20 protein-coding genes, 3 tRNA genes and 3 rRNA genes are annotated in these 23,804 nt (G+C 50.0%); 8 read left to right on the top strand and 18 right to left on the bottom strand.

Annotated elements, in window-relative coordinates:
* The 9 genes from CKQ54_RS20325 to gmhB all read right to left on the bottom strand — a co-directional run bounded on the left by CKQ54_RS20325 (window position 1) and on the right by gmhB (window position 8,406).
* Entirely contained in the window at window positions 1-813 is an 813-nt protein-coding gene (locus CKQ54_RS20325) for a lysophospholipid acyltransferase family protein (RefSeq protein WP_120163230.1), read from the bottom strand.
* On the bottom strand, window positions 810-1,538 hold the full coding sequence (locus CKQ54_RS20330; protein WP_120163231.1) for a beta-ketoacyl synthase chain length factor: 729 nt from the start codon (window positions 1,536-1,538) through the stop codon (window positions 810-812). The genes CKQ54_RS20325 and CKQ54_RS20330 overlap by 4 nt, the downstream gene beginning before the upstream one ends.
* 442 nt (window positions 1,539-1,980) lie before the next feature.
* Window positions 1,981-2,057: transfer RNA gene (locus tag CKQ54_RS20335), tRNA-Asp, on the bottom strand.
* 98 nt (window positions 2,058-2,155) lie between these two features.
* Window positions 2,156-2,271 (bottom strand): 5S ribosomal RNA (gene rrf / locus CKQ54_RS20340).
* A gap of 123 nt (window positions 2,272-2,394) precedes the next feature.
* Window positions 2,395-5,303, bottom strand: a 23S ribosomal RNA gene (locus CKQ54_RS20345).
* Between the two features lie 209 nt (window positions 5,304-5,512).
* Window positions 5,513-5,588: transfer RNA gene (locus tag CKQ54_RS20350), tRNA-Ala, on the bottom strand.
* Window positions 5,589-5,725: 137 nt separating this feature from the next.
* Window positions 5,726-5,802: transfer RNA gene (locus CKQ54_RS20355), tRNA-Ile, on the bottom strand.
* Between the two features lie 71 nt (window positions 5,803-5,873).
* Window positions 5,874-7,416: ribosomal RNA gene (locus CKQ54_RS20360) — 16S ribosomal RNA — on the bottom strand.
* The 16S, 23S and 5S rRNA genes sit together here with 3 tRNA genes alongside, the layout of an rRNA operon.
* A 423-nt stretch (window positions 7,417-7,839) precedes the next feature.
* Window positions 7,840-8,406, bottom strand: coding sequence for a D-glycero-beta-D-manno-heptose 1,7-bisphosphate 7-phosphatase (gmhB, locus tag CKQ54_RS20365; protein WP_120164102.1), 567 nt, complete (start codon window positions 8,404-8,406; stop codon window positions 7,840-7,842).
* 179 nt (window positions 8,407-8,585) lie between these two features.
* Between gmhB and metN the strand changes: the two genes are divergently transcribed.
* The 6 genes from metN (at window position 8,586) to proS (ending at window position 14,257) form a co-directional block, all read left to right on the top strand.
* Window positions 8,586-9,617, top strand: a complete 1,032-nt coding sequence (gene metN, locus CKQ54_RS20370; RefSeq protein WP_120164101.1) for a methionine ABC transporter ATP-binding protein MetN — start codon at window positions 8,586-8,588, stop codon at window positions 9,615-9,617.
* Window positions 9,610-10,263, top strand: coding sequence for a methionine ABC transporter permease MetI (locus CKQ54_RS20375; protein WP_015696115.1), 654 nt, complete (start codon window positions 9,610-9,612; stop codon window positions 10,261-10,263). The genes metN and CKQ54_RS20375 overlap by 8 nt, the downstream gene beginning before the upstream one ends.
* Window positions 10,264-10,324: 61 nt before the next feature.
* Window positions 10,325-11,140: a MetQ/NlpA family lipoprotein gene (locus tag CKQ54_RS20380; protein WP_112288350.1), complete on the top strand. Its 816-nt coding sequence runs from the start codon at window positions 10,325-10,327 to the stop codon at window positions 11,138-11,140.
* 168 nt (window positions 11,141-11,308) lie between these two features.
* Window positions 11,309-11,716, top strand: a complete 408-nt coding sequence (gene rcsF / locus CKQ54_RS20385) for an Rcs stress response system protein RcsF (protein WP_120164100.1) — start codon at window positions 11,309-11,311, stop codon at window positions 11,714-11,716.
* Window positions 11,713-12,420 (top strand): tRNA (N6-threonylcarbamoyladenosine(37)-N6)-methyltransferase TrmO, encoded by a 708-nt coding sequence (gene tsaA, locus CKQ54_RS20390; protein WP_120164099.1) that lies wholly within the window; start codon window positions 11,713-11,715, stop codon window positions 12,418-12,420. The genes rcsF and tsaA overlap by 4 nt, the downstream gene beginning before the upstream one ends.
* 118 nt (window positions 12,421-12,538) lie before the next feature.
* On the top strand, window positions 12,539-14,257 hold the full coding sequence (gene proS, locus CKQ54_RS20400) for a proline--tRNA ligase (RefSeq protein ID WP_120164097.1): 1,719 nt from the start codon (window positions 12,539-12,541) through the stop codon (window positions 14,255-14,257).
* 96 nt (window positions 14,258-14,353) lie between these two features.
* On the opposite strand, the gene nlpE is transcribed toward proS, so the two are convergent.
* From nlpE to CKQ54_RS20415, 3 genes are all read right to left on the bottom strand, one after another.
* Complete coding sequence (nlpE, locus tag CKQ54_RS20405; protein ID WP_120164096.1) at window positions 14,354-15,031, bottom strand: envelope stress response activation lipoprotein NlpE; 678 nt, start codon at window positions 15,029-15,031, stop codon at window positions 14,354-14,356.
* Window positions 15,032-15,096: 65 nt separating this feature from the next.
* The gene (arfB, locus tag CKQ54_RS20410; RefSeq protein WP_369921133.1) at window positions 15,097-15,546 is read right to left on the bottom strand and encodes an alternative ribosome rescue aminoacyl-tRNA hydrolase ArfB; all 450 of its coding nucleotides are present in this window, start codon (window positions 15,544-15,546) and stop codon (window positions 15,097-15,099) included.
* Window positions 15,513-16,073: a YaeQ family protein gene (locus CKQ54_RS20415; RefSeq protein WP_112288343.1), complete on the bottom strand. Its 561-nt coding sequence runs from the start codon at window positions 16,071-16,073 to the stop codon at window positions 15,513-15,515. The genes arfB and CKQ54_RS20415 overlap by 34 nt, the downstream gene beginning before the upstream one ends.
* Before the next feature lie 215 nt (window positions 16,074-16,288).
* Here CKQ54_RS20415 and CKQ54_RS20420 point away from each other — a divergent pair, with 215 nt between their 5' ends.
* Both CKQ54_RS20420 and rof read left to right on the top strand, forming a co-directional pair.
* A complete protein-coding gene (locus CKQ54_RS20420; protein WP_015696108.1) occupies window positions 16,289-16,489 on the top strand; it encodes a YaeP family protein in 201 nt (66 codons plus the stop codon).
* Window positions 16,476-16,736, top strand: a complete 261-nt coding sequence (rof, locus tag CKQ54_RS20425; protein ID WP_112288342.1) for a Rho-binding antiterminator — start codon at window positions 16,476-16,478, stop codon at window positions 16,734-16,736. Before CKQ54_RS20420 ends, rof begins: the two co-directional genes overlap by 14 nt.
* A 68-nt stretch (window positions 16,737-16,804) precedes the next feature.
* Here the strand turns inward: rof and CKQ54_RS20430 are convergent, their stop codons facing one another.
* The 6 genes from CKQ54_RS20430 to accA form a co-directional block, all read right to left on the bottom strand.
* Window positions 16,805-17,092, bottom strand: coding sequence for a c-type cytochrome (locus CKQ54_RS20430; protein WP_120164095.1), 288 nt, complete (start codon window positions 17,090-17,092; stop codon window positions 16,805-16,807).
* 110 nt (window positions 17,093-17,202) lie between these two features.
* Window positions 17,203-18,549: a tRNA lysidine(34) synthetase TilS gene (gene tilS, locus CKQ54_RS20435; RefSeq protein WP_120164094.1), complete on the bottom strand. Its 1,347-nt coding sequence runs from the start codon at window positions 18,547-18,549 to the stop codon at window positions 17,203-17,205.
* Between the two features lie 7 nt (window positions 18,550-18,556).
* On the bottom strand, window positions 18,557-18,946 hold the full coding sequence (locus tag CKQ54_RS20440) for a VOC family protein (protein ID WP_120164093.1): 390 nt from the start codon (window positions 18,944-18,946) through the stop codon (window positions 18,557-18,559).
* A gap of 105 nt (window positions 18,947-19,051) precedes the next feature.
* Window positions 19,052-20,415 (bottom strand): IS3 family transposase gene (locus CKQ54_RS20445; RefSeq protein WP_120349682.1). Its coding sequence is split into 2 segments (ribosomal slippage): window positions 19,052-19,926 and window positions 19,926-20,415, totalling 1,365 coding nucleotides; the frame shifts between segments, so codons are not numbered across the junction.
* A 67-nt stretch (window positions 20,416-20,482) separates the two neighbouring features.
* Window positions 20,483-22,630: a lysine decarboxylase LdcC gene (locus CKQ54_RS20450; RefSeq protein ID WP_120163112.1), complete on the bottom strand. Its 2,148-nt coding sequence runs from the start codon at window positions 22,628-22,630 to the stop codon at window positions 20,483-20,485.
* A 211-nt stretch (window positions 22,631-22,841) separates the two neighbouring features.
* Window positions 22,842-23,801, bottom strand: coding sequence for an acetyl-CoA carboxylase carboxyl transferase subunit alpha (gene accA / locus CKQ54_RS20455; protein WP_101079205.1), 960 nt, complete (start codon window positions 23,799-23,801; stop codon window positions 22,842-22,844).
* Window positions 23,802-23,804 lie beyond the last annotated feature (3 nt).

Here is a 23,804-nt window from a genome sequence, read left to right on the forward strand (position 1 = left end):
TTATTTCTCATTATCTTGAGTATTTCCACGCATCAGCTCAGTGCGCAAATGTTGTGTCAGACGTCTTGCAGCCAGAGCCGGCGAAAGATCGCTTTCATAGAGAAAGTCTTCAGCTTTTACCTTATCGGCAACAGTAATAACAAACTGAGGTTTTACCGGGGGAATTTGATACCACTTTCCCCGTTTAGTCAGCATAGGCGGCTGACAGGTAATATGAACAATTCTTACATCACAATTTGCTCTCAGCGCAATGTTTGCCGCACCACGCTGTAAAGTTAACGGCTCGCCAGACACGGTACGTGTACCTTCGGGGAAGATCAGCAGCGTTCCTCCCGCTTGCAGACGTGTTTCACAAGCCTGCAGCAGCGCATCAGATCCCGAGTTAACCAGATATCCGGCGGCTTTAATCACGCCACTCAGAAACGGGTTCTTCAGCAAAGCTTGTTTGACAATGCAATCACAGCGCGGCATTTGTGAGGCCAGAATGACATAGTCAAGCAAGCTGGGATGATTTGCGACGATCAGACAGCCAGTATCCTGTTGAAACTTTTCATCACCTGCAAACCGGTAATCCATCACCCCCACCAGACGCAATCCACCGAGGAAAAACCGAAAACTGCTGCGGATACTGTTCAGCGTCATGCGGTGCAATCTGTCTGGCTGGCGTATGATTAGCCGCAACAGATTAAACCAGATAAGCGAAAGCAACAGTCCGCCAATTCCGAAAAGTGCGAAAAAGAATCCGGTCGCCAACCATCTCCAGATACGGTTCGCCAGAGAAGACACCCCTTGCTTCAATTCAGATTCTCTCATTGCATGTCACGCGACCATTGCCAGCCATGACGATTACCCGCACTCACCTCAAATGAAGGGGAAGAAGAAAGATAACCGCGCAGGAATTGAAGACTCTGCGCAAGAGGCACTATCTGATGTTCACCAGGCAGAGAAATACGCTCACACCGCAAAGTATTGCCAGCCGTTAATATTATTGCTACCGCATAAGGAAGAAACTCAGAATTTACCGATTCATTATATATCGCAGGAATTTGTCCGTCGAAATCGACCAGCATAACGCGGGAAGCCCCCGCGGATAACATTGATTGTGCTTCTAGTATTCCCTGTTGAAAACTATCATGTCCCGCTGCTAATGAAGTGACTGGCAAAGGGTTTTTACCGGTAATGGTTAACCAACCCGCCGCGGTATTGTGTACTGACATCGAAAACTCTGTTGGCGAAACAGGCTCTTCATTCGCTAAATTATGCAAAATTCGCCCTGTTTTTTCGAGCTCACCGTGACGACTGGTAAAAATGGCAGCGTCGACTTTATAATTTTCGAGCAATAAAAGACCTGTATCCACTGCGAAACGACTTCCAATACTCATACGCCGCGCAGTCATCATGGGAATTTGCGTGCTTTTAGGAATTTCGCCCGAGAATCTCTCTGCATCAGGCCGGTGGGCCCACTGGATCCAGTGTTCGCAACTGTTAACTCCCGGAGCAAGAGCCCGCCAGTCAAGCATATCCAGTGTGAATTTCATGATGAGTGATCTTTGTGAATTATTCGAAATATAACTTTATGATATTTTATTGAAAGTTGCATCTGTAATTTGTGGACATATAACTCTGAACTATAGATTTTACTTAAGATTCCACAACAAGTTATTTTTTATCTCCACTTATTTATCCTAATATAAACAAACTTAAAACGAACTACTTATTGAGACAAGAGATTAACGTTAAAATCCTGAGCTTCCTGAATAGGAAATAATATAACTGATAACAATTGCCATTGTGTAAAAATAGTTATTTCGGGTTAATTAAGGCTATTTAACCGAAGTAATAACCAGTTTTATAAATATCGGCCGAGATTCTCTGAGAATAAGAAAATTATACGAAGGTTAAATTCGTTTTAGCTCTGGAATTCTAAAAAATATATGCAAAAAACCCCTGAATCTTTCGATTCAGGGGTTATGCAATAATTGGCGGAACGGACGGGGCTCGAACCCGCGACCCCCTGCGTGACAGGCAGGTATTCTAACCAACTGAACTACCGCTCCACCGGTTCTTTCACACGCATCAGCAATCGGCTGATACTTGCTTGTTCCTGTTATTTTCCTTGTCAGGGGAAAAGGAACACGTTCTTTACTAATTTGATGCCTGGCAGTTCCCTACTCTCGCATGGGGAGACCCCACACTACCATCGGCGCTACGGCGTTTCACTTCTGAGTTCGGCATGGGGTCAGGTGGGACCACCGCGCTACTGCCGCCAGGCAAATTCTGTTTCATTCATACCGCGTCGTGCCATGATTTCTCATCCACTCCGCCATACGAACCAATCTCGGAACAATCAGCTGAAAATCTACTTCAAGTCTCTAAAAACACCTTTGGTGTTGTAAGGTTAAGCCTCTCGGGTCATTAGTACTGGTTAGCTCAATGCATCGCTGCACTTACACACCCAGCCTATCAACGTCTTAGTCTTAAACGTCCCTTCAGGTGGCTTAAAGCCACAGGGAAGACTCATCTCGAGGCAAGTTTCGCGCTTAGATGCTTTCAGCGCTTATCTTTTCCGCATTTAGCTACCGGGCAATGCCATTGGCATGACAACCCGAACACCAGTGATGCGTCCACTCCGGTCCTCTCGTACTAGGAGCAGCCCCTCTCAATCTTCCAACGCCCACGGCAGATAGGGACCGAACTGTCTCACGACGTTCTAAACCCAGCTCGCGTACCACTTTAAATGGCGAACAGCCATACCCTTGGGACCTACTTCAGCCCCAGGATGTGATGAGCCGACATCGAGGTGCCAAACACCGCCGTCGATATGAACTCTTGGGCGGTATCAGCCTGTTATCCCCGGAGTACCTTTTATCCGTTGAGCGATGGCCCTTCCATTCAGAACCACCGGATCACTATGACCTACTTTCGTACCTGCTCGAGCCGTCACTCTCGCAGTCAAGCTAGCTTATGCCATTGCACTAACCTCACGATGTCCGACCGTGATTAGCTAACCTTCGTGCTCCTCCGTTACTCTTTAGGAGGAGACCGCCCCAGTCAAACTACCCACCAGACACTGTCCTCACCCCGGATCACGGGGCCGAGTTAGAACATCAAACATTAAAGGGTGGTATTTCAAGGTTGGCTCCACGCAGACTGGCGTCCACGCTTCAAAGCCTCCCACCTATCCTACACATCAAGGCTCAATGTTCAGTGTCAAGCTATAGTAAAGGTTCACGGGGTCTTTCCGTCTTGCCGCGGGTACACTGCATCTTCACAGCGAGTTCAATTTCACTGAGTCTCGGGTGGAGACAGCCTGGCCATCATTACGCCATTCGTGCAGGTCGGAACTTACCCGACAAGGAATTTCGCTACCTTAGGACCGTTATAGTTACGGCCGCCGTTTACCGGGGCTTCGATCAAGAGCTTCTCCTTGCGGATAACCCCATCAATTAACCTTCCGGCACCGGGCAGGCGTCACACCGTATACGTCCACTTTCGTGTTTGCACAGTGCTGTGTTTTTATTAAACAGTTGCAGCCAGCTGGTATCTTCGACTGGCTTCAGCTCCGGGAGCAAGTCCCTTCACCTACGCGCCAGCGTGCCTTCTCCCGAAGTTACGGCACCATTTTGCCTAGTTCCTTCACCCGAGTTCTCTCAAGCGCCTGAGTATTCTCTACCTGACCACCTGTGTCGGTTTGGGGTACGATTTCGTGTTACCTGGAGCTTAGAGGCTTTTCCTGGAAGCTTGGCATCAACTACTTCACCACCGTAGTGGCTCGTTATCACGCCTCAGGGTTAATATGCGACCGGATTTACCAAATCACACCCCCTACACGCTTGAACCGGGACAACCGTCGCCCGGCTAGCCTAGCCTTCTCCGTCCCCCCTTCGCAGTAACACCAAGTGCTGGAATATTAACCAGCTTCCCATCGACTACGCTTTTCAGCCTCGCCTTAGGGGTCGACTCACCCTGCCCCGATTAACGTTGGACAGGAACCCTTGGTCTTCCGGCGTGCGGGTTTTTCACCCGCATTATCGTTACTTATGTCAGCATTCGCACTTCTGATACCTCCAGCAAACCTCACAGTTCACCTTCGACGGCTTACAGAACGCTCCCCTACCCAACAACGCATAAGCGTCGCTGCCGCAGCTTCGGTGCATGGTTTAGCCCCGTTACATCTTCCGCGCAGGCCGACTCGACCAGTGAGCTATTACGCTTTCTTTAAATGATGGCTGCTTCTAAGCCAACATCCTGGCTGTCTATGCCTTCCCACATCGTTTCCCACTTAACCATGACTTTGGGACCTTAGCTGGCGGTCTGGGTTGTTTCCCTCTTCACGACGGACGTTAGCACCCGCCGTGTGTCTCCCGTGATAACATTCTTCGGTATTCGTAGTTTGCATCGAGTTGGTAAGCCGGGATGGCCCCCTAGTCGAAACAGTGCTCTACCCCCGAAGATGAGTTCACGAGGCGCTACCTAAATAGCTTTCGGGGAGAACCAGCTATCTCCCGGTTTGATTGGCCTTTCACCCCCAGCCACAAGTCATCCGCTAATTTTTCAACATTAGTCGGTTCGGTCCTCCAGTTAGTGTTACCCAACCTTCAACCTGCCCATGGCTAGATCACCGGGTTTCGGGTCTATACCTTGCAACTTGACGCCCAGTTAAGACTCGGTTTCCCTACGGCTCCCCTATACGGTTAACCTTGCTACAAAATATAAGTCGCTGACCCATTATACAAAAGGTACGCAGTCACCCAACAAAGTAGGCTCCCACTGCTTGTACGTACACGGTTTCAGGTTCTATTTCACTCCCCTCGCCGGGGTTCTTTTCGCCTTTCCCTCACGGTACTGGTTCACTATCGGTCAGTCAGGAGTATTTAGCCTTGGAGGATGGTCCCCCCATATTCAGACAGGATGTCACGTGTCCCGCCCTACTCATCGAACTCACAACATATGCATTTTTGTGTACGGGACTATCACCCTATACTGTGCGACTTTCCAGACGCTTCCACTAACACATACGCTGATTCTGGTTCTGGGCTCTTCCCCGTTCGCTCGCCGCTACTGGGGGAATCTCGGTTGATTTCTTTTCCTCGGGGTACTTAGATGTTTCAGTTCCCCCGGTTCGCCTCATTACACTATGTATTCATGTAATGATAATGTGTCGAAACACACTGGGTTTCCCCATTCGGGTATCGTCGGGTATAACGGTTCATATCACCTTACCGACGCTTTTCGCAGATTAGCACGCCCTTCATCGCCTCTGACTGCCTAGGCATCCACCGTGTACGCTTAGTCGCTTAACCTCACAACCCGAAGGTGTTTCCACCGTCGCGCTGCGATTATTTGAGAGACTCTGTTACAGACTAATCCACCACTCAGTACTTCTACGGAGAGTGATGTTCAGCTGTAAACTTTCAATTTTCAGCTTGTTCCAGATTGTTAAAGAGCAAAATACTTCGCAGCATACTGTTTCCAATACACTCTGAAGTATTATTTAGGGGCTGTACGGTAATGGTGGAGCTAAGCGGGATCGAACCGCTGACCTCCTGCGTGCAAGGCAGGCGCTCTCCCAGCTGAGCTATAGCCCCATACAGTCACTTACAGATACCTTAATCACTAACACACCAGCAAGATGAGTTAGCCAATTTGTTCTCAGGCAAGGCGGAGTTCATACGACGTTTGCAAGTGCAAACGGGTGTGACGACAACGCAGCATGAGGACGAATTGGTAGGCCTGAGTGGACTTGAACCACCGACCTCACCCTTATCAGGGGTGCGCTCTAACCACCTGAGCTACAAGCCTATTAAGGTATTTCTGCTCGTTACTTTCTATCAGACAATCTGTGTGGACACTGCACAATGCGTATCTTGAGGTAAGGAGGTGATCCAACCGCAGGTTCCCCTACGGTTACCTTGTTACGACTTCACCCCAGTCATGAATCACAAAGTGGTAAGCGCCCTCCCGAAGGTTAAGCTACCTACTTCTTTTGCAACCCACTCCCATGGTGTGACGGGCGGTGTGTACAAGGCCCGGGAACGTATTCACCGTAGCATTCTGATCTACGATTACTAGCGATTCCGACTTCATGGAGTCGAGTTGCAGACTCCAATCCGGACTACGACATACTTTATGAGGTCCGCTTGCTCTCGCGAGTTCGCTTCTCTTTGTATATGCCATTGTAGCACGTGTGTAGCCCTACTCGTAAGGGCCATGATGACTTGACGTCATCCCCACCTTCCTCCGGTTTATCACCGGCAGTCTCCTTTGAGTTCCCACCATTACGTGCTGGCAACAAAGGATAAGGGTTGCGCTCGTTGCGGGACTTAACCCAACATTTCACAACACGAGCTGACGACAGCCATGCAGCACCTGTCTCAGAGTTCCCGAAGGCACTAAGCTATCTCTAGCGAATTCTCTGGATGTCAAGAGTAGGTAAGGTTCTTCGCGTTGCATCGAATTAAACCACATGCTCCACCGCTTGTGCGGGCCCCCGTCAATTCATTTGAGTTTTAACCTTGCGGCCGTACTCCCCAGGCGGTCGACTTAACGCGTTAGCTCCGGAAGCCACGCCTCAAGGGCACAACCTCCAAGTCGACATCGTTTACAGCGTGGACTACCAGGGTATCTAATCCTGTTTGCTCCCCACGCTTTCGCACCTGAGCGTCAGTCTTTGTCCAGGGGGCCGCCTTCGCCACCGGTATTCCTCCAGATCTCTACGCATTTCACCGCTACACCTGGAATTCTACCCCCCTCTACAAGACTCTAGCTTGCCAGTTTCAAATGCAGTTCCCAAGTTAAGCTCGGGGATTTCACATCTGACTTAACAAACCGCCTGCGTGCGCTTTACGCCCAGTAATTCCGATTAACGCTTGCACCCTCCGTATTACCGCGGCTGCTGGCACGGAGTTAGCCGGTGCTTCTTCTGCGAGTAACGTCAATGTACAGTGCTATTAACACTGAACCCTTCCTCCTCGCTGAAAGTGCTTTACAACCCTAAGGCCTTCTTCACACACGCGGCATGGCTGCATCAGGCTTGCGCCCATTGTGCAATATTCCCCACTGCTGCCTCCCGTAGGAGTCTGGACCGTGTCTCAGTTCCAGTGTGGCTGGTCATCCTCTCAGACCAGCTAGGGATCGTCGCCTAGGTGAGCCATTACCTCACCTACTAGCTAATCCCATCTGGGCACATCCGATGGCGTGAGGCCCGAAGGTCCCCCACTTTGCTCTTACGAGGTCATGCGGTATTAGCTACCGTTTCCAGTAGTTATCCCCCTCCATCAGGCAGTTTCCCAGACATTACTCACCCGTCCGCCGCTCGCCGGCAAAGTAGCAAGCTACTTCCCGCTGCCGCTCGACTTGCATGTGTTAGGCCTGCCGCCAGCGTTCAATCTGAGCCATGATCAAACTCTTCAATTAAAAGTTCGATTTGCTTAAACAAGTTAAGCGGTGCTCAGAGATTACTTCGTAATAATTCAACTAAATGAATTACTGCTTGGTCACTCTAAGACTTGACATTGCTGTCAATAAATATTTTGCCACCGAAGTGGCTGATATCGTCTTGTGAGTGCCCACACAGATTGTCTGATAAATTGTTAAAGAGCAGTGAGTTACGCGCTTTCGCTTGCTAACTCGAGGTGGCGTATATTACGCTTTCCTCATTCAGTGTCAACCGTTTATTTCATCCGGTTGCCGCTGTTTTTAATCTTTCCGACCCGGTTACTTCGTGATGTTGTTCACGTTGTTCCCTGTCGATGGAGCGGCATTATAGGGAGTTCGATTTTAATGGCAAGCGAATAAATACAGTTTTATTTCGTTTGCCGTTTTTTTATCCAAAGACGGTTATTTTTGCGCTTTTGCTATAAAGGAAGGCAAAGCAGCAAGGCTTTCCAGCACAGCGTCAGCTGCACTTTCACTTTGTTCTGTCACCGGCTTGCCTGTCCGCACTAAAATCTTATGCCCGACGCCCGCAGAGGCAGCTGCCTGCATGTCTTCCAGTTTATCGCCCACCATATATGAAGAAGACATATCAATGTTCAGCTCTTCTTTAGCCGTTAAAAACATACCCGGCTGCGGCTTACGACAATCACAAACCTGGGTAAACTCTTTAACTGTGCCTTCGGGATGATGAGGACAGAAATAGATGCCGTCGAGATCGACACCGCGATCAGCCAGTGACCAGTCCATCCATTCGGTCAGCGTCATAAACTGATCTTCAGTAAATTTACCGCGGGCAATGCCGGACTGATTGGTCACCAGCACCAGCAGAAAGCCCATTTCCTTTAATTTAAGACAGGCGTCAATGACGCCATCAATGAACTGGAATTCATCGATTTCATGTACATAGCCGTGATCGACATTCAAAGTACCATCACGGTCGAGAAAGATTGCTGAAACAGGTTGTGCCACGAATTTGCTCCTGATGCCTGATTAATGGCGTGAGTATCGCATGTTTTCACTGCCTGTGAGAATGCTAACCTGGTTGACTTAGACGTCTAGACGCCTTAGCATCCACGACATGCTACGGGGGCGATCCCCGAAGAGTTAATTTCACCACGTCACGGCAAAAAGACAGAATAAAAAATAATATGATTAAACTTTCAAACATCACCAAGGTTTTCCAGCAGGGTGCGCGCCAGATAGTCGCGCTCTCTGACGTGAGTCTTCACGTCCCTGCCGGACAAATTTACGGCGTCATCGGCTCATCCGGCGCAGGTAAAAGTACTCTGATACGCTGCGTCAATTTGCTGGAACGCCCGACCGAAGGCCAGGTATTGGTTGATGGTCAGGATCTGATGTCCTTTTCTGAAAAAGCGCTGACCCGCGCACGTCGCCAGATTGGGATGATCTTCCAGCACTTTAATCTGCTTTCGTCGCGAACCGTATTCGGCAATGTTGCGTTGCCACTGGAGCTGGACAATCTGTCTTCAGCTGACATCAAAAAACGCGTTTCTGAACTGCTGAGTCTGGTCGGTCTGGAGGATAAGCATGATGTTTACCCGGCGAATCTTTCCGGCGGACAAAAACAACGTGTGGCGATCGCTCGTGCGCTGGCCAGTAATCCGAAGGTATTGCTTTGTGATGAAGCGACCAGCGCCCTGGACCCGGCCACTACACGCGCCATCCTGGAATTGCTGAAAGACATCAACCGTCGTCTGGGATTAACCATCCTGCTCATCACCCATGAGATGGACGTCGTAAAACGCATTTGCGATCAGGTTGCGGTCATCAGCGACGGCAAACTGATTGAGCAGGATAAAGTGAGCGAGATGTTTTCTCATCCGAAAACGCCGCTGGCTCAGCAGTTCATTCAGTCCACATTGCATCTGGATATCCCGGAAGATTACGCCGTACGCATGGTGCCGGAACCAGAAACAGGCCGCGTGCCTTTACTGCGTCTGGAATTTACCGGACAGTCGGTGGATGCTCCGCTGCTTTCAGAAGCTGTACGTCGCTTTGACATTAATAACAATATTATCAGTGCACAGATGGATTATGCCGGCGGCGTGAAGTTCGGGATTATGCTGACAGAAATGCACGGTTCAGAAGAAAACACTCAGGCAGCAATTCAGTTCCTGCATGAGAATCAGGTGAAAGTAGAGGTACTCGGTTATGTCTGAGGCAATGATGTGGTTAATGGGCCGGGGTATCTGGGAAACTGTCATTATGACACTGACCTCTGGCTTCTTTGGTTTTGTACTTGGCTTGCCTTTTGGCGTTCTGTTGTATGTAACGCGTCCGGGTCAGATTGCAGAGAATAAAAACGTCTACCGCGTGATGTCAGCGCTGGTGAATATTTTCCGTTCTATTCCTTTTATTATCCTGCTGGTGTGGATGATTCCGTTTACCCGCATGATTGTCGGTACTTCCATCGGTTTGCAGGCCGCGATTGTTCCGCTCACCGTCGGTGCGGCACCGTTTATTGCCCGTATGGTTGAGAATGCGCTGCTGGAAATCCCAAGCGGTCTGGTGGAAGCCTCCCGCGCGATGGGCGCAACACCGATGCAAATCATCCGTAAAATTTTATTACCGGAAGCTTTGCCGGGTCTGGTCAATGCAGCCACCATCACGCTGATCACTCTCGTAGGCTATTCTGCTATGGGTGGCGCGGTCGGCGCTGGTGGTTTGGGACAAATCGGTTATCAGTACGGTTATATCGGTTACGACGCAACTGTGATGAATACGGTATTAGTCCTGTTAGTAGTTTTGGTGTATTTAATTCAATTTTGTGGCGACCGCATCGTAAAAGCAGTCACGCATAAATAAGAAATAGCCGTTGTAATAGCTACCCTGTGAATGATTTATATCCGTTTATTGAGGAAAGGACATGTCTAACAAATTCAAATCCATTGCCGTTGTTGGCGCACTTCTGGGATCGCTGGCATTAGTCGGTTGCGGACCAAAAGAACAAGATCCAAACCACATCAAAGTGGGCGTGATTGTGGGTTCAGAACAACAAGTTGCTGAAGTTGCTCAGAAAGTAGCGAAAGAGAAATATGGCCTTGATGTTGAGCTGGTGACGTTCAACGATTACGTATTGCCTAACGAAGCGCTGAGCAAAGGCGATATCGACGTTAACGCCTTCCAGCACAAGCCTTACCTGGATCAGCAGATTAAAGATCGTGGTTACAAACTGGTTCCGGTCGGTAACACCTTCGTATACCCAATCGCAGGTTACTCTAAGAAAATCAAATCTGTTGATGAACTGAAAGAGGGCGATCAGGTTGCTCTGCCAAACGACCCGACTAACCTCGGCCGTTCATTGCTGCTGCTGCAAAAAGTGGGTCTGATTAAACTGAAAGATGGCGTTGGTCTGCTGCCAACCGTTCTGGATGTGACTGAGAATCCTAAAAATCTGAAACTGGTTGAGCTGGAAGCACCACAACTGCCACGTTCACTGGATGATGCGAAAATCGCTCTGGCTGTGATCAACACCACTTACGCGAGCCAGATCAACCTGACTCCAGAGAAAGATGGCATCTTCGTAGAAGATAAAGAATCTCCGTACGTTAACCTGATCGTTGCGCGTGAAGATAACAAAGACGCTGAAAACGTGAAGAAATTCGTTCAGGCTTACCAGTCTGATGAAGTTAACGCTGCAGCGAACAAAATCTTCAACGGCGGCGCAGTTAAAGGCTGGTAATCCGTTGCTGTCAGGGAAGCAGGTTTTGCTCTGCCCCTTACGCTGTAAATATTGCTTTCATAAATAAATTCAAGGCGGGCATATGCCCGCCTTGTTATTTCCTCAATACCTTGGTTCAATAACGCCACATTCTTTCCTGTAAACATATTAAAAAGCAGAGGATATACCATGCGTGCTTTACCTCTCTGTTTGTCGGCGCTTTTGCTGGCGGGTTGTTCTTTGACTCAACATCCACAGCCAACCCCTCCTGCACCCGTTGTAAAAGAAGAGCCAAAACCAGTCAAACCTAAACCGGCTCCGGTCCGCCCTGCCCCGGTAAAACTCTATAAAGATGCTGAAGCCCTGGTTGGTAGCCCTTTCCGTGATTTAGGCGAAGTCTCCGGTGAATCCTGCCAGGGTGATCAAAATGACGCGCCGCCGAGCCTTGCTACTGCGCGTAAAAGAATGCTAACCCGTGCCTCTTATATGAAGGCCAATGCGGTATTACTGCACCAGTGCCAGATCATCAGTGGTGTGCCGGGTTGCTTCCAGCAAGCGATTTGTCAGGGTTCAGCCCTGAACGTCACGTTTAAATGACCTCATTTTCATTTGAACAAATAGGGACGATTCACTCGCCCTATAAAGAGAAGTTTGCTGTTCCGCGCCAGCCGGGTTTGATTGAGGATGGTGGCGGCGAATTACATCTGCACTCGCCATATAACCAGCCCGAAGCCGTTCGCGGGCTGGAAGATTTCAGCCATTTATGGGTGATGTTTATTTTTCATCAGACGATGGAAGGTGGCTGGCGTCCGACCGTTCGCCCGCCGCGTTTAGGCGGGAATACGCGCACCGGCTTGTTTGCCACCCGTTCGACCTTCCGCCCCAACCCGCTCGGAATGTCTCTGGTCGAGCTGAAAGGGATCCGCTGTCAGGGGCAGAATGTTATTTTGCAACTGGGCAGTCTGGATTTGGTGGATGGTACGCCTGTTGTGGATATTAAGCCTTATCTTCCCTTTGCAGAAAGCCATCCTGACGCGCGCGCCGGATTTGCCCAGCACGCACCGGATGCCGATATGCCGGTCGAATTTTTACCACAGGCTGAACGGCAGCTGGCTGAACATGCGAGGCAATATCCGCATCTGCGCCGTTTTATCACGCAGGTTCTGGGACAAGACCCCCGCCCGGCTTACCGCAAAGGCGAAGCCACCGACCGGGATTACGCTGTTCGTCTGCTGGACTTTAATGTCCGCTGGCGGGTAACGGGCTCCCTGAATCAGGTATTGTCCCTGGACAAAAACTAATTTCCTCTGCGTCTCTTTTGACAACAGCAACTCGCTGGTAAACTAAGCCACTTTTCACGTTTTGGCTGCCACTGGCAGCCTGATTGCAATTTGCAGTGCTAACGGAACCAACAACATCATGCGTACTACTCAATATCTGCTCTCTACACTAAAAGAGACGCCAGCCGACGCGGAAGTGATCAGCCATCAGCTGATGCTGCGTGCGGGGATGATCCGTAAACTGGCCTCAGGCCTGTATACCTGGCTGCCAACCGGCTTACGTGTTCTCAAGAAAGTCGAAAACATCGTACGCGAAGAAATGAACAACGCGAACGCCATTGAAGTGTCGATGCCGGTGGTTCAGCCCGCTGATTTATGGCAAGAGAGCGGACGTTGGGAACAATATGGTCCCGAGTTGCTGCGTTTCGTTGACCGTGGCGATCGTCCATTCGTTTTGGGTCCGACCCACGAAGAAGTCATTACCGATTTGATCCGTAATGAAGTCAGCTCGTACAAACAATTGCCGCTGAATTTCTTCCAGATCCAGACCAAGTTCCGTGACGAAGTTCGTCCGCGCTTTGGCGTGATGCGTTCCCGTGAATTCCTGATGAAAGACGCCTACTCGTTCCACACGACGCAGGAATCTTTGCAGGAAACGTATGATGCAATGTATGCAGCCTATAGCCAGATCTTCAACCGCATGGGGCTGGATTTCCGTGCTGTTCTTGCAGATACCGGTTCTATTGGCGGCAGCGCATCGCATGAGTTCCAGGTTCTGGCACAAAGCGGCGAAGATGACGTGGTGTTCTCTGACTCCTCTGATTTCGCGGCTAACATTGAGTTTGCTGAAGCGTTAGCACCAACGACACCACGCGCTGCACCTGCTGAAGAGATGCGTGTTGTTGAAACCCCTGATGCCAAAACCATCGCTGAACTGACAGAACAGTTCCAGGTTCCGGTTGAGAAAACCGTTAAAACCCTGATGGTTCACGCTACCGCAGAAAGCGGCCATAAGCTGGTTGCGCTGCTGGTTCGTGGTGATCACGAACTGAATGAAATCAAAGCCGAGAAATTGCCACAAGTTGCAGCACCACTGACTTTCGCAACGGAAGCTGAGATTCGTGAAATCGTGGCTGCTGGTCCGGGTTCACTTGGTCCGGTCAATCTGCCAATGCCAGTTGTGGCTGACCGCACGGTTGCCGCCATGAGCGATTTCAGCGCAGGCGCCAACATCGACGGTAAACACTACTTCGGTATTAACTGGGATCGCGATGCTGCGCTGCCAGAAGTGGCGGATATCCGTAACGTCGTTGCCGGTGATCCAAGCCCGGATGGTCAGGGCACTCTGGTTATCAAACGCGGTATCGAAGTCGGTCATATCTTCCAGCTGGGTACCAAATACTCAGAAGCAATGAATGCAACTGTTCAGGGCGAAGATGGCAAAAACCAGGTGATGACTATGGGTTGTTACGGTATCGGCGTGACCCGTGTGGTTGCTGCAGCGATTGAACAGAATCACGATGATCGCGGCATTATCTGGCCGGATGCTATCGCACCATTCCAGGTCGCTATTCTGCCAATGAACATGCACAAATCTTTCCGCGTGAAAGATGCGGCGGAAGCGTTGTACAAAGAACTGCGCTCACACGGTATTGATGTGATCCTCGACGATCGTAAAGAACGTCCGGGCGTCATGTTTGCAGATATGGAACTGATCGGCGTTCCACATCACGTGGTGATTGGCGATCGTAATCTGGATGCTGAAGAGCTGGAATACAAAAACCGTCGTACCGGCGAAAAACAGATGATTAAACAAGGCGATATCGTTGAATACCTGCTGAGTCAGATCCCGCGTTAAGATCGGACAACGATTTGTTGACGTAAAAAATGCCCGCTTTTTGCGGGCATTTCTCTTTTTGTGCAATTCAGTTTGTGCTGCGCAGGCAGCTTTTTTTTAAGGGCAGGATTTCGTTGCGTCAAACTTAACGTTTTTATCCGCTACGACAGCTTTCTGCATCTGTCCTTCTTCCATTGATGGTTCGGTCATGAAATGCCCCTCCATCGAAAGGAAAACCAGCTGGTTCGGTGTTTTGCGCGTCGAAAGATAACCTTCTTCCAGTGATTTATTGGCCGACATCGGGAACACTTTACCGGTCGCACAATCTTTAAACGACGCAGCATCCGCGCTGTATTGCATCATTCCGCTCAGTGCCATCGGCGTCTTAGGCAAACTTTGCTGCACCGGCTTCAGGGTATAGTTGAACTGAGAAGTGATAGGCTCGCCGCTCATATCCAGCATTTCCAGATTTTCATCTTTCGGATGGAAGTAGCGTTTCTCACCATCGTTTCCAGTCAGTACCAGTTTGTCGGCCGTCCGCGCCCAGCTTCCGTAACTGGCGAACGCCTGATCGCCGTCTTTACTTCCCTGATAGATTTCCTGCAGGATATAGGTTCCGTCCTGTTGCAGGAAAAGTGACGTCTTCAGGCCACTGCAATCGGCACAAGGCAACACACCGCTGTAACTTTGCTGCATCGCCTGCAAAGGTTTCTCATGGTTAAATGCGGCGGTATGACAGCCGAACAATGATAACGCCCCGAGCGCCAGCACTGCTCCTATAATGATTTTTTTCACAGTTTCTCCCCTACTGCTATTCCACAGTGCTGCGATAAAAATTGTCCTGCAGCACGAATTTAGGGCTAACGTATCTTGCCCCGCAATGCTTTCGTCGCACCCTTGCGAACTTTACTTTCTACCCGACGAATTTTAGACCCCCGGGTGGGTTTTGTTGCACGGCGCGGTTTCTCTACTACCATCGCTTGTGAAATCAATGCCCCAAGCCGTGCCAGAGCAGCTTCACGGTTCATCTCCTGACTCCGGTATTCCTGGGCCTTGATAATCACCCAGCCGTCGGCGGTAACAGAGTGATGATTGAACGCCAGTAACCGCTCTTTGTAATATTCTGGCAAACTCGACGCTTTAATATCAAAGCGTAAATGAATAGCCGTTGATGTTTTATTGACGTTCTGACCGCCGTTACCCTGAGCGCGTATCGCGGTCAATTCAACTTCGCTGTCGGGTATTTCCACTTTTCCGGAAAGTATTAGCACGCTGATTACCTGGTTTCTTTTACAACAGACTCTTTCCATTCAGAAAAATGAATTTCTAAATTACTCTGAGCATCAGAAAGCCAGATAGTTCCATCCTGCAACGTCGCCTGTAAATTCATGGTACGGCTGCCAAAAGCGGTCAGCTGAGTCAGTAACTCATCTTCTATATAACGGATTCGCAGGTTCTCAAAACCTCTGACTTTCCCTTCGATTTGCGACCACCAGACTTTCGCCGCACGCTCACCATACGCGTAAAGTACGACTTCGCGCGATTGGTTACAGGCCTTTTTCAGACGCTTCTCATCAGGCAATCCTAGTTCAACCCACAATTCGATACCGTTGTGGTCATTCTTACGCCAGATTTCCGGTTCATCTTCCGCGCTTAATCCGCGGGTAAACGTCAGTCTTTCGTCGGCATGATAAATCCATGCCAGCAAACGCAGCATCATGCGTTGTTCTGTTTCGGAAGGATGCTGCGCCAGTGTCAGGCTGGCATCATGAAAGAAATTGCGATCCATATCGGCGATATTGACTGCTGCTTTATAAATGGTTGCTTTTAACGCCATGGTAAACCCCTTGATAATAGACGCACAGTGTACTTGAAAGCGTCCTGCGGCGACCAGTTTTCCCCCGATGGTCATCCTCAATAATGGCTTTACGCAAACGATTTACCTTTACAGGCCGGCTAATAACTCACACTCTCCTGTGCTATAGTCGTTAAATACTGAGAGTTTATCTTTCTGCGCTTTCCTCAGAGGGATACGCTTTTTAGGGAGAACTTATGCAACAATACTGTGAGTTGGTACGCCGTAAATATTCTGAAATCGCCAGTGGCGATCTCGGGTATGTGCCCGATGCGTTGGGCTGTGTATTGAAAGCATTGGACGAAGTGGCAGCAAATGCTGAACTTCCGTCTTCCGTTAGGGACCAGGCGGCCTATGCCGCCGCTAACTTATTGGTGAGCGATTATGTCGATGAATGATGAGTACCAACCCATCAATTGCGATGACTACGATAATCTCGAGCTCGCCTGCCAGCATCACCTGGTTTTGACGCTGAAGATGCGTAGCGGAGAAATTGTTGAGGCAAAAGCCAACGATTTGTTAATGCGTAAAAAGGTGGAATATCTGGTGGTTGATGCGAACGGCGAGCAACGGGATCTTCGTTTAGATCACATTGAAAGCTTTAGCCATCCGGAAATTGGCACCGTTGTGGTCAGCGCTGAATAGCCTCAACTGTCGTCAGTTTACCTAACGGGCAATCTCAGGATTGCCCGTTTGCATTTCTGAAGGCAGACTTATTTCTGCGGCATCAGACTGGCGTAATACGCCGACAAATCACTGATATCCTGATCGGATAATGACGAACTAAAAGCCTGCATCACGCCCGCCTGCCCGCCACTTCTCTCACCTTTCTTATAAGCATGCAGTGAAAGCGCCAGATAATCGGCATTTTGGCCCGCCAGATTAGGGTAAATTGAATTAACGGCTTTACCCGTTGCGCCATGGCACGCCGCGCAACTAACGGATTTTGACTGCCCGTCAGCAATGTTACCGCCTGCCAATGCCGGTAAAGAGATCAGCATTAACGCCACGCTCCCTATTACTGCCCTTATCACTGTTTTTTCAACGACTGTCACCTGCATCACCACTCCCCGGGCGAATATGATTCACCCAAATAAACTGTTCTATTCTTTTATGGCAGAGCCGACCAGACGATCTGCCACTGCGCTTCATTATTTTCGGGCTGAGACTGGCGGGTGGTGAACCATCCCGGTGCAGCCATCAGTTGTTCATTGTAATAAATCAATGGAATACGATCCCGCTGCCACGGCGGAACGCCCAGCTCAGACCAAAGTTTTTTGGCCTGACGCGCCCGTTCCCGTCCGACTTTTTCGATAACACCGTGCGCCTTAAAACGCACAGTGACCTTTTCATCAGTGCGGGGCTGGCGGATCACATATTTAGCCGCCTGCAAGGCAGGATCTGGATCGGCCTTCAGATACCCCAGCCAGTCGGGTAACGTTAATTTCTCAGCTGGATCCCATTGGATCACCACATCTTTCAGTGACTGGAATTCTGGCAATAAATACAAACGCTGGCGAAAACGCCTGATGACCAAAGAGCCGAGCACTAACTGTGCCTGCGCATCTTCGCGGCTGAGTGCCACCTCGTCCCATATTCTTTGCAGTTGTTCCCGCGAAGGCATCTTTGCACCACACGATGCCAGCCAGCGACGCAATAACGCAGAGCGCCTTACTGCCGAAAACGCCTTCAAACCCTCGACTGACAAACTGCCCTCATCGTCAGTTAACGCTGTGAGCAACTCACTGAGCAATTCATCCAGTAACGTCTCCTGCTCTGCGCAGAGCAAAGCGCTACGGGCTGTAGCCGAGGCAAAATGCGGCCAGCGCTGATAAAGAGCAGGCAAAATATCGAGTCGCAGAAAATTGCGATCAAAGCGGGCATCCCGGTTACTGTCGTCTTCAATCCAGCTGATCTGAAGCCGTGCCGCACACTCTTCAAGCTGCTCACGGCTGAGATCCAGCAAAGGCCGTAACAAACGATAACCGTGAACCGAGCTGTCCGCGCTCATCGCGGAAAGACCGGCAGGGCCGCTGCCACGCTTAAGCGCCAGCATAAAAGTTTCACATTGATCGTTGAGATGCTGCGCGGTCAGTAAGATTTCATTCTCAGCCAGATTGCCGGCAAAAACCTGATACCGCGCCGTTCTCGCGGCGGCTTCGATGCCGCCTTTATGCGCATCGACCTGAACTTTAACGGCGGAAAAAGGAATATTACGTTGATGGCAAAACGCCTGGCAGTGCGCCATCCAGTCATCGGCAAACTGACTTAATCCGTGGTGAATATGCAGCGCACGCAGTTCGACCTGCGGTAGCGTAGTATCACGTAACTCTGCCAGCCCGGCCAGCAGGACAGAAGAATCCAGCCCGCCACTGAACGCCACGCAAAGTTTTCGTGCGTCACCGATTTTATGGCGCAGATGCTCAGTCAGAAATGTCGGGGCAATTCTTGAGTTCATAGAATATTCAAAGTTCGTACAGTTCCAGCGGTAAACCATCAGGATCGTTAAAGAAGGTGAATTTTTTACCGGTATACGGATCGATTCTTACCGGTTCACTGACAACACCCGCCGCAGTGAGCGCAGAAATGGACTGTTCGATATCTTCCACGCTGAAAGCAAGATGGCGCAATCCACAGGCTTCCGGACGAGTTGGTCGTTCCGGTGGTCGCGGGAAGCTAAATAGCTCAATGGTGTACTGACCGTTTAGCGCCAGATCGGCCTTCCAGGAATCACGCTCTTCACGGTAAAACTCGCCCTGCAACGTGAACCCGAGAATGTCGCAGTAGAAGTGTTTACTGGCCTCATAATCGGAACCAATAATAGCAATGTGATGGATCTGGCGAAGATTAAGCATAGTCATGTCCTGTTGATTTCTGAGGTGAACGTTACTCAGGCTGTCCGGAGTCGTCAATAAAAAGCCCTCATGATGGACTGACCCCATAAAGTTGGACAGTTCATGTTAAGCGGCTTTCAGGGCCTGGGTTCGGTATTCTACCGGACTCAGGCCTTTTAATTTCAGGCTTATTCTTTCGTTGTTGTAGTAATGGATATACCCCTCTATCGCCTCCCTCAGTTCCCTGAGACTCCCGAACTGGCTCAGGTAAAAACACTCCGATTTCAGCGTACCGAAGAAGTTCTCCATTACAGCATTATCCAGGCAGTTTCCTTTACGCGACATACTTTGCGTTATGCCCTCTGCCTTTAATTTTGCCTGATAGGCTGCCATTCGATACTGCCAACCCTGATCCGAGTGCAACAACGGGGCATCTTCTGGACTGAGCTTTGCGAACGCATCACGCAGCATGGTATTCACCATTTCCATCACCGGTCTTTCCGACAGGCTGTATGAGATGATTTCCCGGTTAAAAAGATCGAGAACCGGTGACAGGTACAACTTTTTACCCTGTATCGAGAACTCTGTAACATCCGTAACCCACTTTTCGTTGGCTTTTGATGCACTGAAGTCCCGACTCAGGAGGTTGGAGGCTGCCTTGCCCGCTTCCCCTTTCCAGGCGCGATATTTCTTCACCCTGATAAGCGACCGGAGCGACACCTCTGCCATCAGCCGCTGTACTGTTTTATGGTTCACCAGCAGCCCCTGCTTTCTCAGTGAGAGCGTGATCCTGCGGTAACCATAACGCCCTTTATGATGGTGGTATATCTCTCTGATTTTGTCTTTCAGTCCGGCATGCCTGTCCACTCGCTTCAGCGCGTTCATATTGTGATACCACGTACTGCGGGACATCCCCGCTGCACGCAGAAGGTCACTAAGCGCATAATTACGCCTTAGCTCACTGATTATTGCGGCTTTTTGCCGTTTTTCTCGCTTTGAACTAAGGCCTTTAGCTTTTTTAGGTAGGCATTCTCTGCACGCAGGTAACGGAGCTCAGCCCGCAGCTCTTCGGGAGATAACTTTTCCAGCGCCTCATCGGTAAGTGGGGATGCTTTTTTGGGTTTTGTCATGCCTTTGCTCCGGCCGGGTTTTATGCTCAGAAGTCCATTCTCACCAGCGTCTTTGTAGACATTAACCCAGTGCCGGACGACGGTCTCGTTTGAGATATTAAACCGTGCGGCAGCTTCGCGCATTGAAAGTTCTTCACCGAGAACAGTCCGGACAACAGCAATCCGGAATGCCGGAGAATGGCGGTCATTTTTCCAGGTAATGCCATCAATACCGTGTAATTGCCAGGCTCTGACCCAGCGACGAACGGATGTTCTTTCGACACCAAAACGTTCTGCGGTCCGTTGTGTCCCGTCATTGCCGTAGAGGTAATGGCTGACCACAGCCATTCTGGTTTCGAGGGTATATTTTGGCTTCGCCATAAAAAACTGCACCTTACTCAGTTGGGTGTCCAACTTTTGGGGTGCAGTCCACGAAGAGGGCTGTTTGTTACTCCGCTTCCGGAAGTTTTAAGACTTTCACCAGATAGCGTCCGTCTTCTGTGAGACGCGTTCCATGAATATCGGTTTCAAAGCCGGGATAACGCTCGCCTATTGAGCACAACATAATCAGGAAATCGAGCACCGCGCGGCTTTCCTCGGTGATCATCTCTCCCGGCATCACCACCGGCACGCCCGGCGGGTAAGGCAGGATCATGTTAGCGGATACTTTGCCGATCAGCTCATCGATATCACATTCATCAATATGGCCGCGAACCTGATGCTGGAACATTTCGTACGGCGTCATTTTCATTTCCGGCAGCACATCAAAGGCTTCCAGCATTAACCGCGGCAAGTCGTGGCGGACGATCAGCTTGTGGATCCCCTGCGCCAGATCCTGAATTCGCATATTGCGGTAGAAATCAGGATCTTCCGCATAGAGATCTGGCAGCATATTCTTGACCCGCAAATTGAGATCATAACTGCGTTTAAAATCGGTCAGTCCGCGCATCAGGCTCATAGATTTGGTTTTATCAATGCCGATACTGAACAGGAAAAGCAGATTGTAGGGGCCGGTTTTTTCCACCACCACGCCGCGCTCATCCAGGAATTTCGCCACTAACGCAGCCGGGATCCCTTCCTCTTCAAGCTTACCCATTTCATTCATGCCGGGTGTCAGGATGGTCACTTTGATCGGATCCAGATACATATGATCGGTATCGGCGTTGGCAAAACCGTGCCAGTTTTGATCCGGATCCAGCGGCCAGCATTCAGCTTCATCAATATGTTCGGGCTGCCAGATATCGAAGAACCAGCCGTCAGTCTCTTCGCGAAGCCTTTGGATCTCTTTACGAAAATGCAGCGCACGTTCAACTGATCGGTTGATCAGACGTCGGCCGGGGTTCCCGCGCAACATCGCCGCTGCGGTTTCCGCCGAAGCAACAATACCGTAGTTTGGCGAGGTGGTGGTGTGCATCATGTAGGCTTCATTAAACGTGCTTTCGTTATAATCGCCCTTAATATGAATCATCGAAGCCTGCGAGAAAGCGGCCAGCAATTTGTGCGTCGACTGCGTTTCATAGATGACTTTTCCCGGGATCCGTTCCCCGCTCATTCCGCTTTTGCCATCATAAATCGGATGGAAGTTGGTATACGGCACCCATGCGGAATCAAAATGAATCGACGGAACATCCAGCGTGTTCTTAATGTAATCGGTGTTGTACAACAAGCCATCGTAGGTGGAATTGGTGATGACGGCATGAACCGGCCAGGTAGCATTCGCGGTCTGGGCAATTTTCTCTTCGATGCTTTCGCGGGTGAATTCACGCTGCGGGATACCACCAAGAATGCCGTAAGCATTGCGGTTCGGCCGCAAATAGACCGGCACGATATTAGTCATCATCATCAGGTGCGCGAGTGATTTATGACAGTTACGGTCAATCAGCACCGTGCTCCCTGCCGGTGCCGCATACATGCCGACAATTTTGTTCGCCGTCGAGGTACCATTGGTAACGATATAACTCTGTTCAGAGCCAAACGTCCGCGCGATATATTCTTCGGCCTCAAGATGCGGGCCGGTATGATCGAGCAAAGAACCCAGCTCAGTTACCGAAATCGACACATCCGCTTTCAGCGTTTTAGCGCCGAAAAAATCATAGAATAGCGTTCCCACCGGACTTTTCAAAAAAGCCGTACCGGCCATATGCCCGGGTGTACAGAAGGTGTATTTCCCTTCTTCCACATAGGTGAATAACGCTTTTGTCAGCGGCGGCGTGATCGTATCGATATATTCATCGGTGTACTGACGGACGCGTTTGGCAATGTCATCGGCGGCACTCAGCGCATATTCAAAGAAATACAGCACCATGCGCATTTCATTGACGTCAACGTCCAGCGTCGAATGCGTATTGATGAAAGCATAAAGCGGCAGGTATTCATTTAGTTCGTTTATTTCGGTACACAACTCTTCGCTATGCTGATCCCAGTCGAAAATTGCGCCGCAGATCCGCGCATTATTTTCGATGAGTTTAAGTAAGTCAGCCCGGTCACGCGGATAAATTATCTGAAACCCAAGAAGCGTCAGTGCGCTATCCAGTTCGCGGATTGGCTCCTCTTTGTAGTAAGCCCCTTCCGGGCGCATGATAGCGATAATATTCATCTGACAAATCCTTCTGTTGTTTTTCTCTCAGGTATTAATAGAAACACGGTTGCTCGCTGCTGTGTACCCTTTGTGGGTGAGTTTAGGGTAAAACGGGAAGACTTTAAGATTACATGTAAGATTGCAGGAAAAATCGGGCGTGAAATAAGCGGGAAAACAGGCAATAAAAAAGGCCATGCATAAGCATGGCCTTTTCAAAATCACTCGCAAATCAGCAGTAACCGTAAGTCATCAGACGCTGATAACGGCGGTTGCGCAGTTCTTCAGTGCTGAGAACATCCAGATCGCTGAGATCAGCTTCCAGTTGCGCACGCAGAGAAGCGGCCATGGCTTCCACGTTGCGGTGAGCGCCACCCAAAGGTTCCGGGATCACAGAGTCGATCAGTTTCAGCTCTTTCAGACGCGGCGCAACAATACCCATTGCTTCCGCAGCCAGAGGCGCTTTATCCGCGCTCTTCCACAAGATAGATGCACATCCTTCCGGTGAAATGACCGAATAGGTGCTGTATTGCAGCATGTTAACTTTGTCGCCAACGCCGATCGCCAGTGCGCCACCGGAACCACCTTCACCGATAACGGTGCAGATAACCGGAACATTCAGGCGGGACATTTCGCGCAGGTTACGGGCGATAGCTTCAGACTGACCACGTTCTTCAGCGCCAACACCAGGATAAGCACCCGGAGTGTCGATAAAGGTGATGATTGGCAGTTTGAAACGTTCTGCCATTTCCATCAGGCGTAACGCTTTGCGATACCCTTCAGGTGCAGGCATACCGAAGTTACGACGAATCTTCTCTTTGGTTTCACGGCCTTTTTGATGACCAATGATCATCACGGCACGTTCACCTAAACGGGCGATACCGCCAACGATAGCTTTATCGTCTGCAAAGGCACGGTCACCTGCGAGTTCATCAAAATCGGTAAAGATATGTTTGATGTAATCCAGGGTGTAAGGGCGACGAGGATGGCGCGCCAGTTGGGCAATTTGCCAGGCACCCAGATCAGAGAAAATCTTACGGGTCAGTTCAACGCTCTTTTCGCGCAAGCGTGCAACTTCTTCGTCCAGATTAATATCTAATTTTTCGTCTTGACGGCTGACTGCAGTCAGCGAGTCAATTTTCGCTTCCAGTTCCGCAATCGGCTGTTCAAAATCAAGAAAATTCAGACTCATAGC

Source organism: Rahnella variigena (genome assembly GCF_003610915.1).
Lineage (GTDB): Bacteria > Pseudomonadota > Gammaproteobacteria > Enterobacterales > Enterobacteriaceae > Rahnella > Rahnella variigena.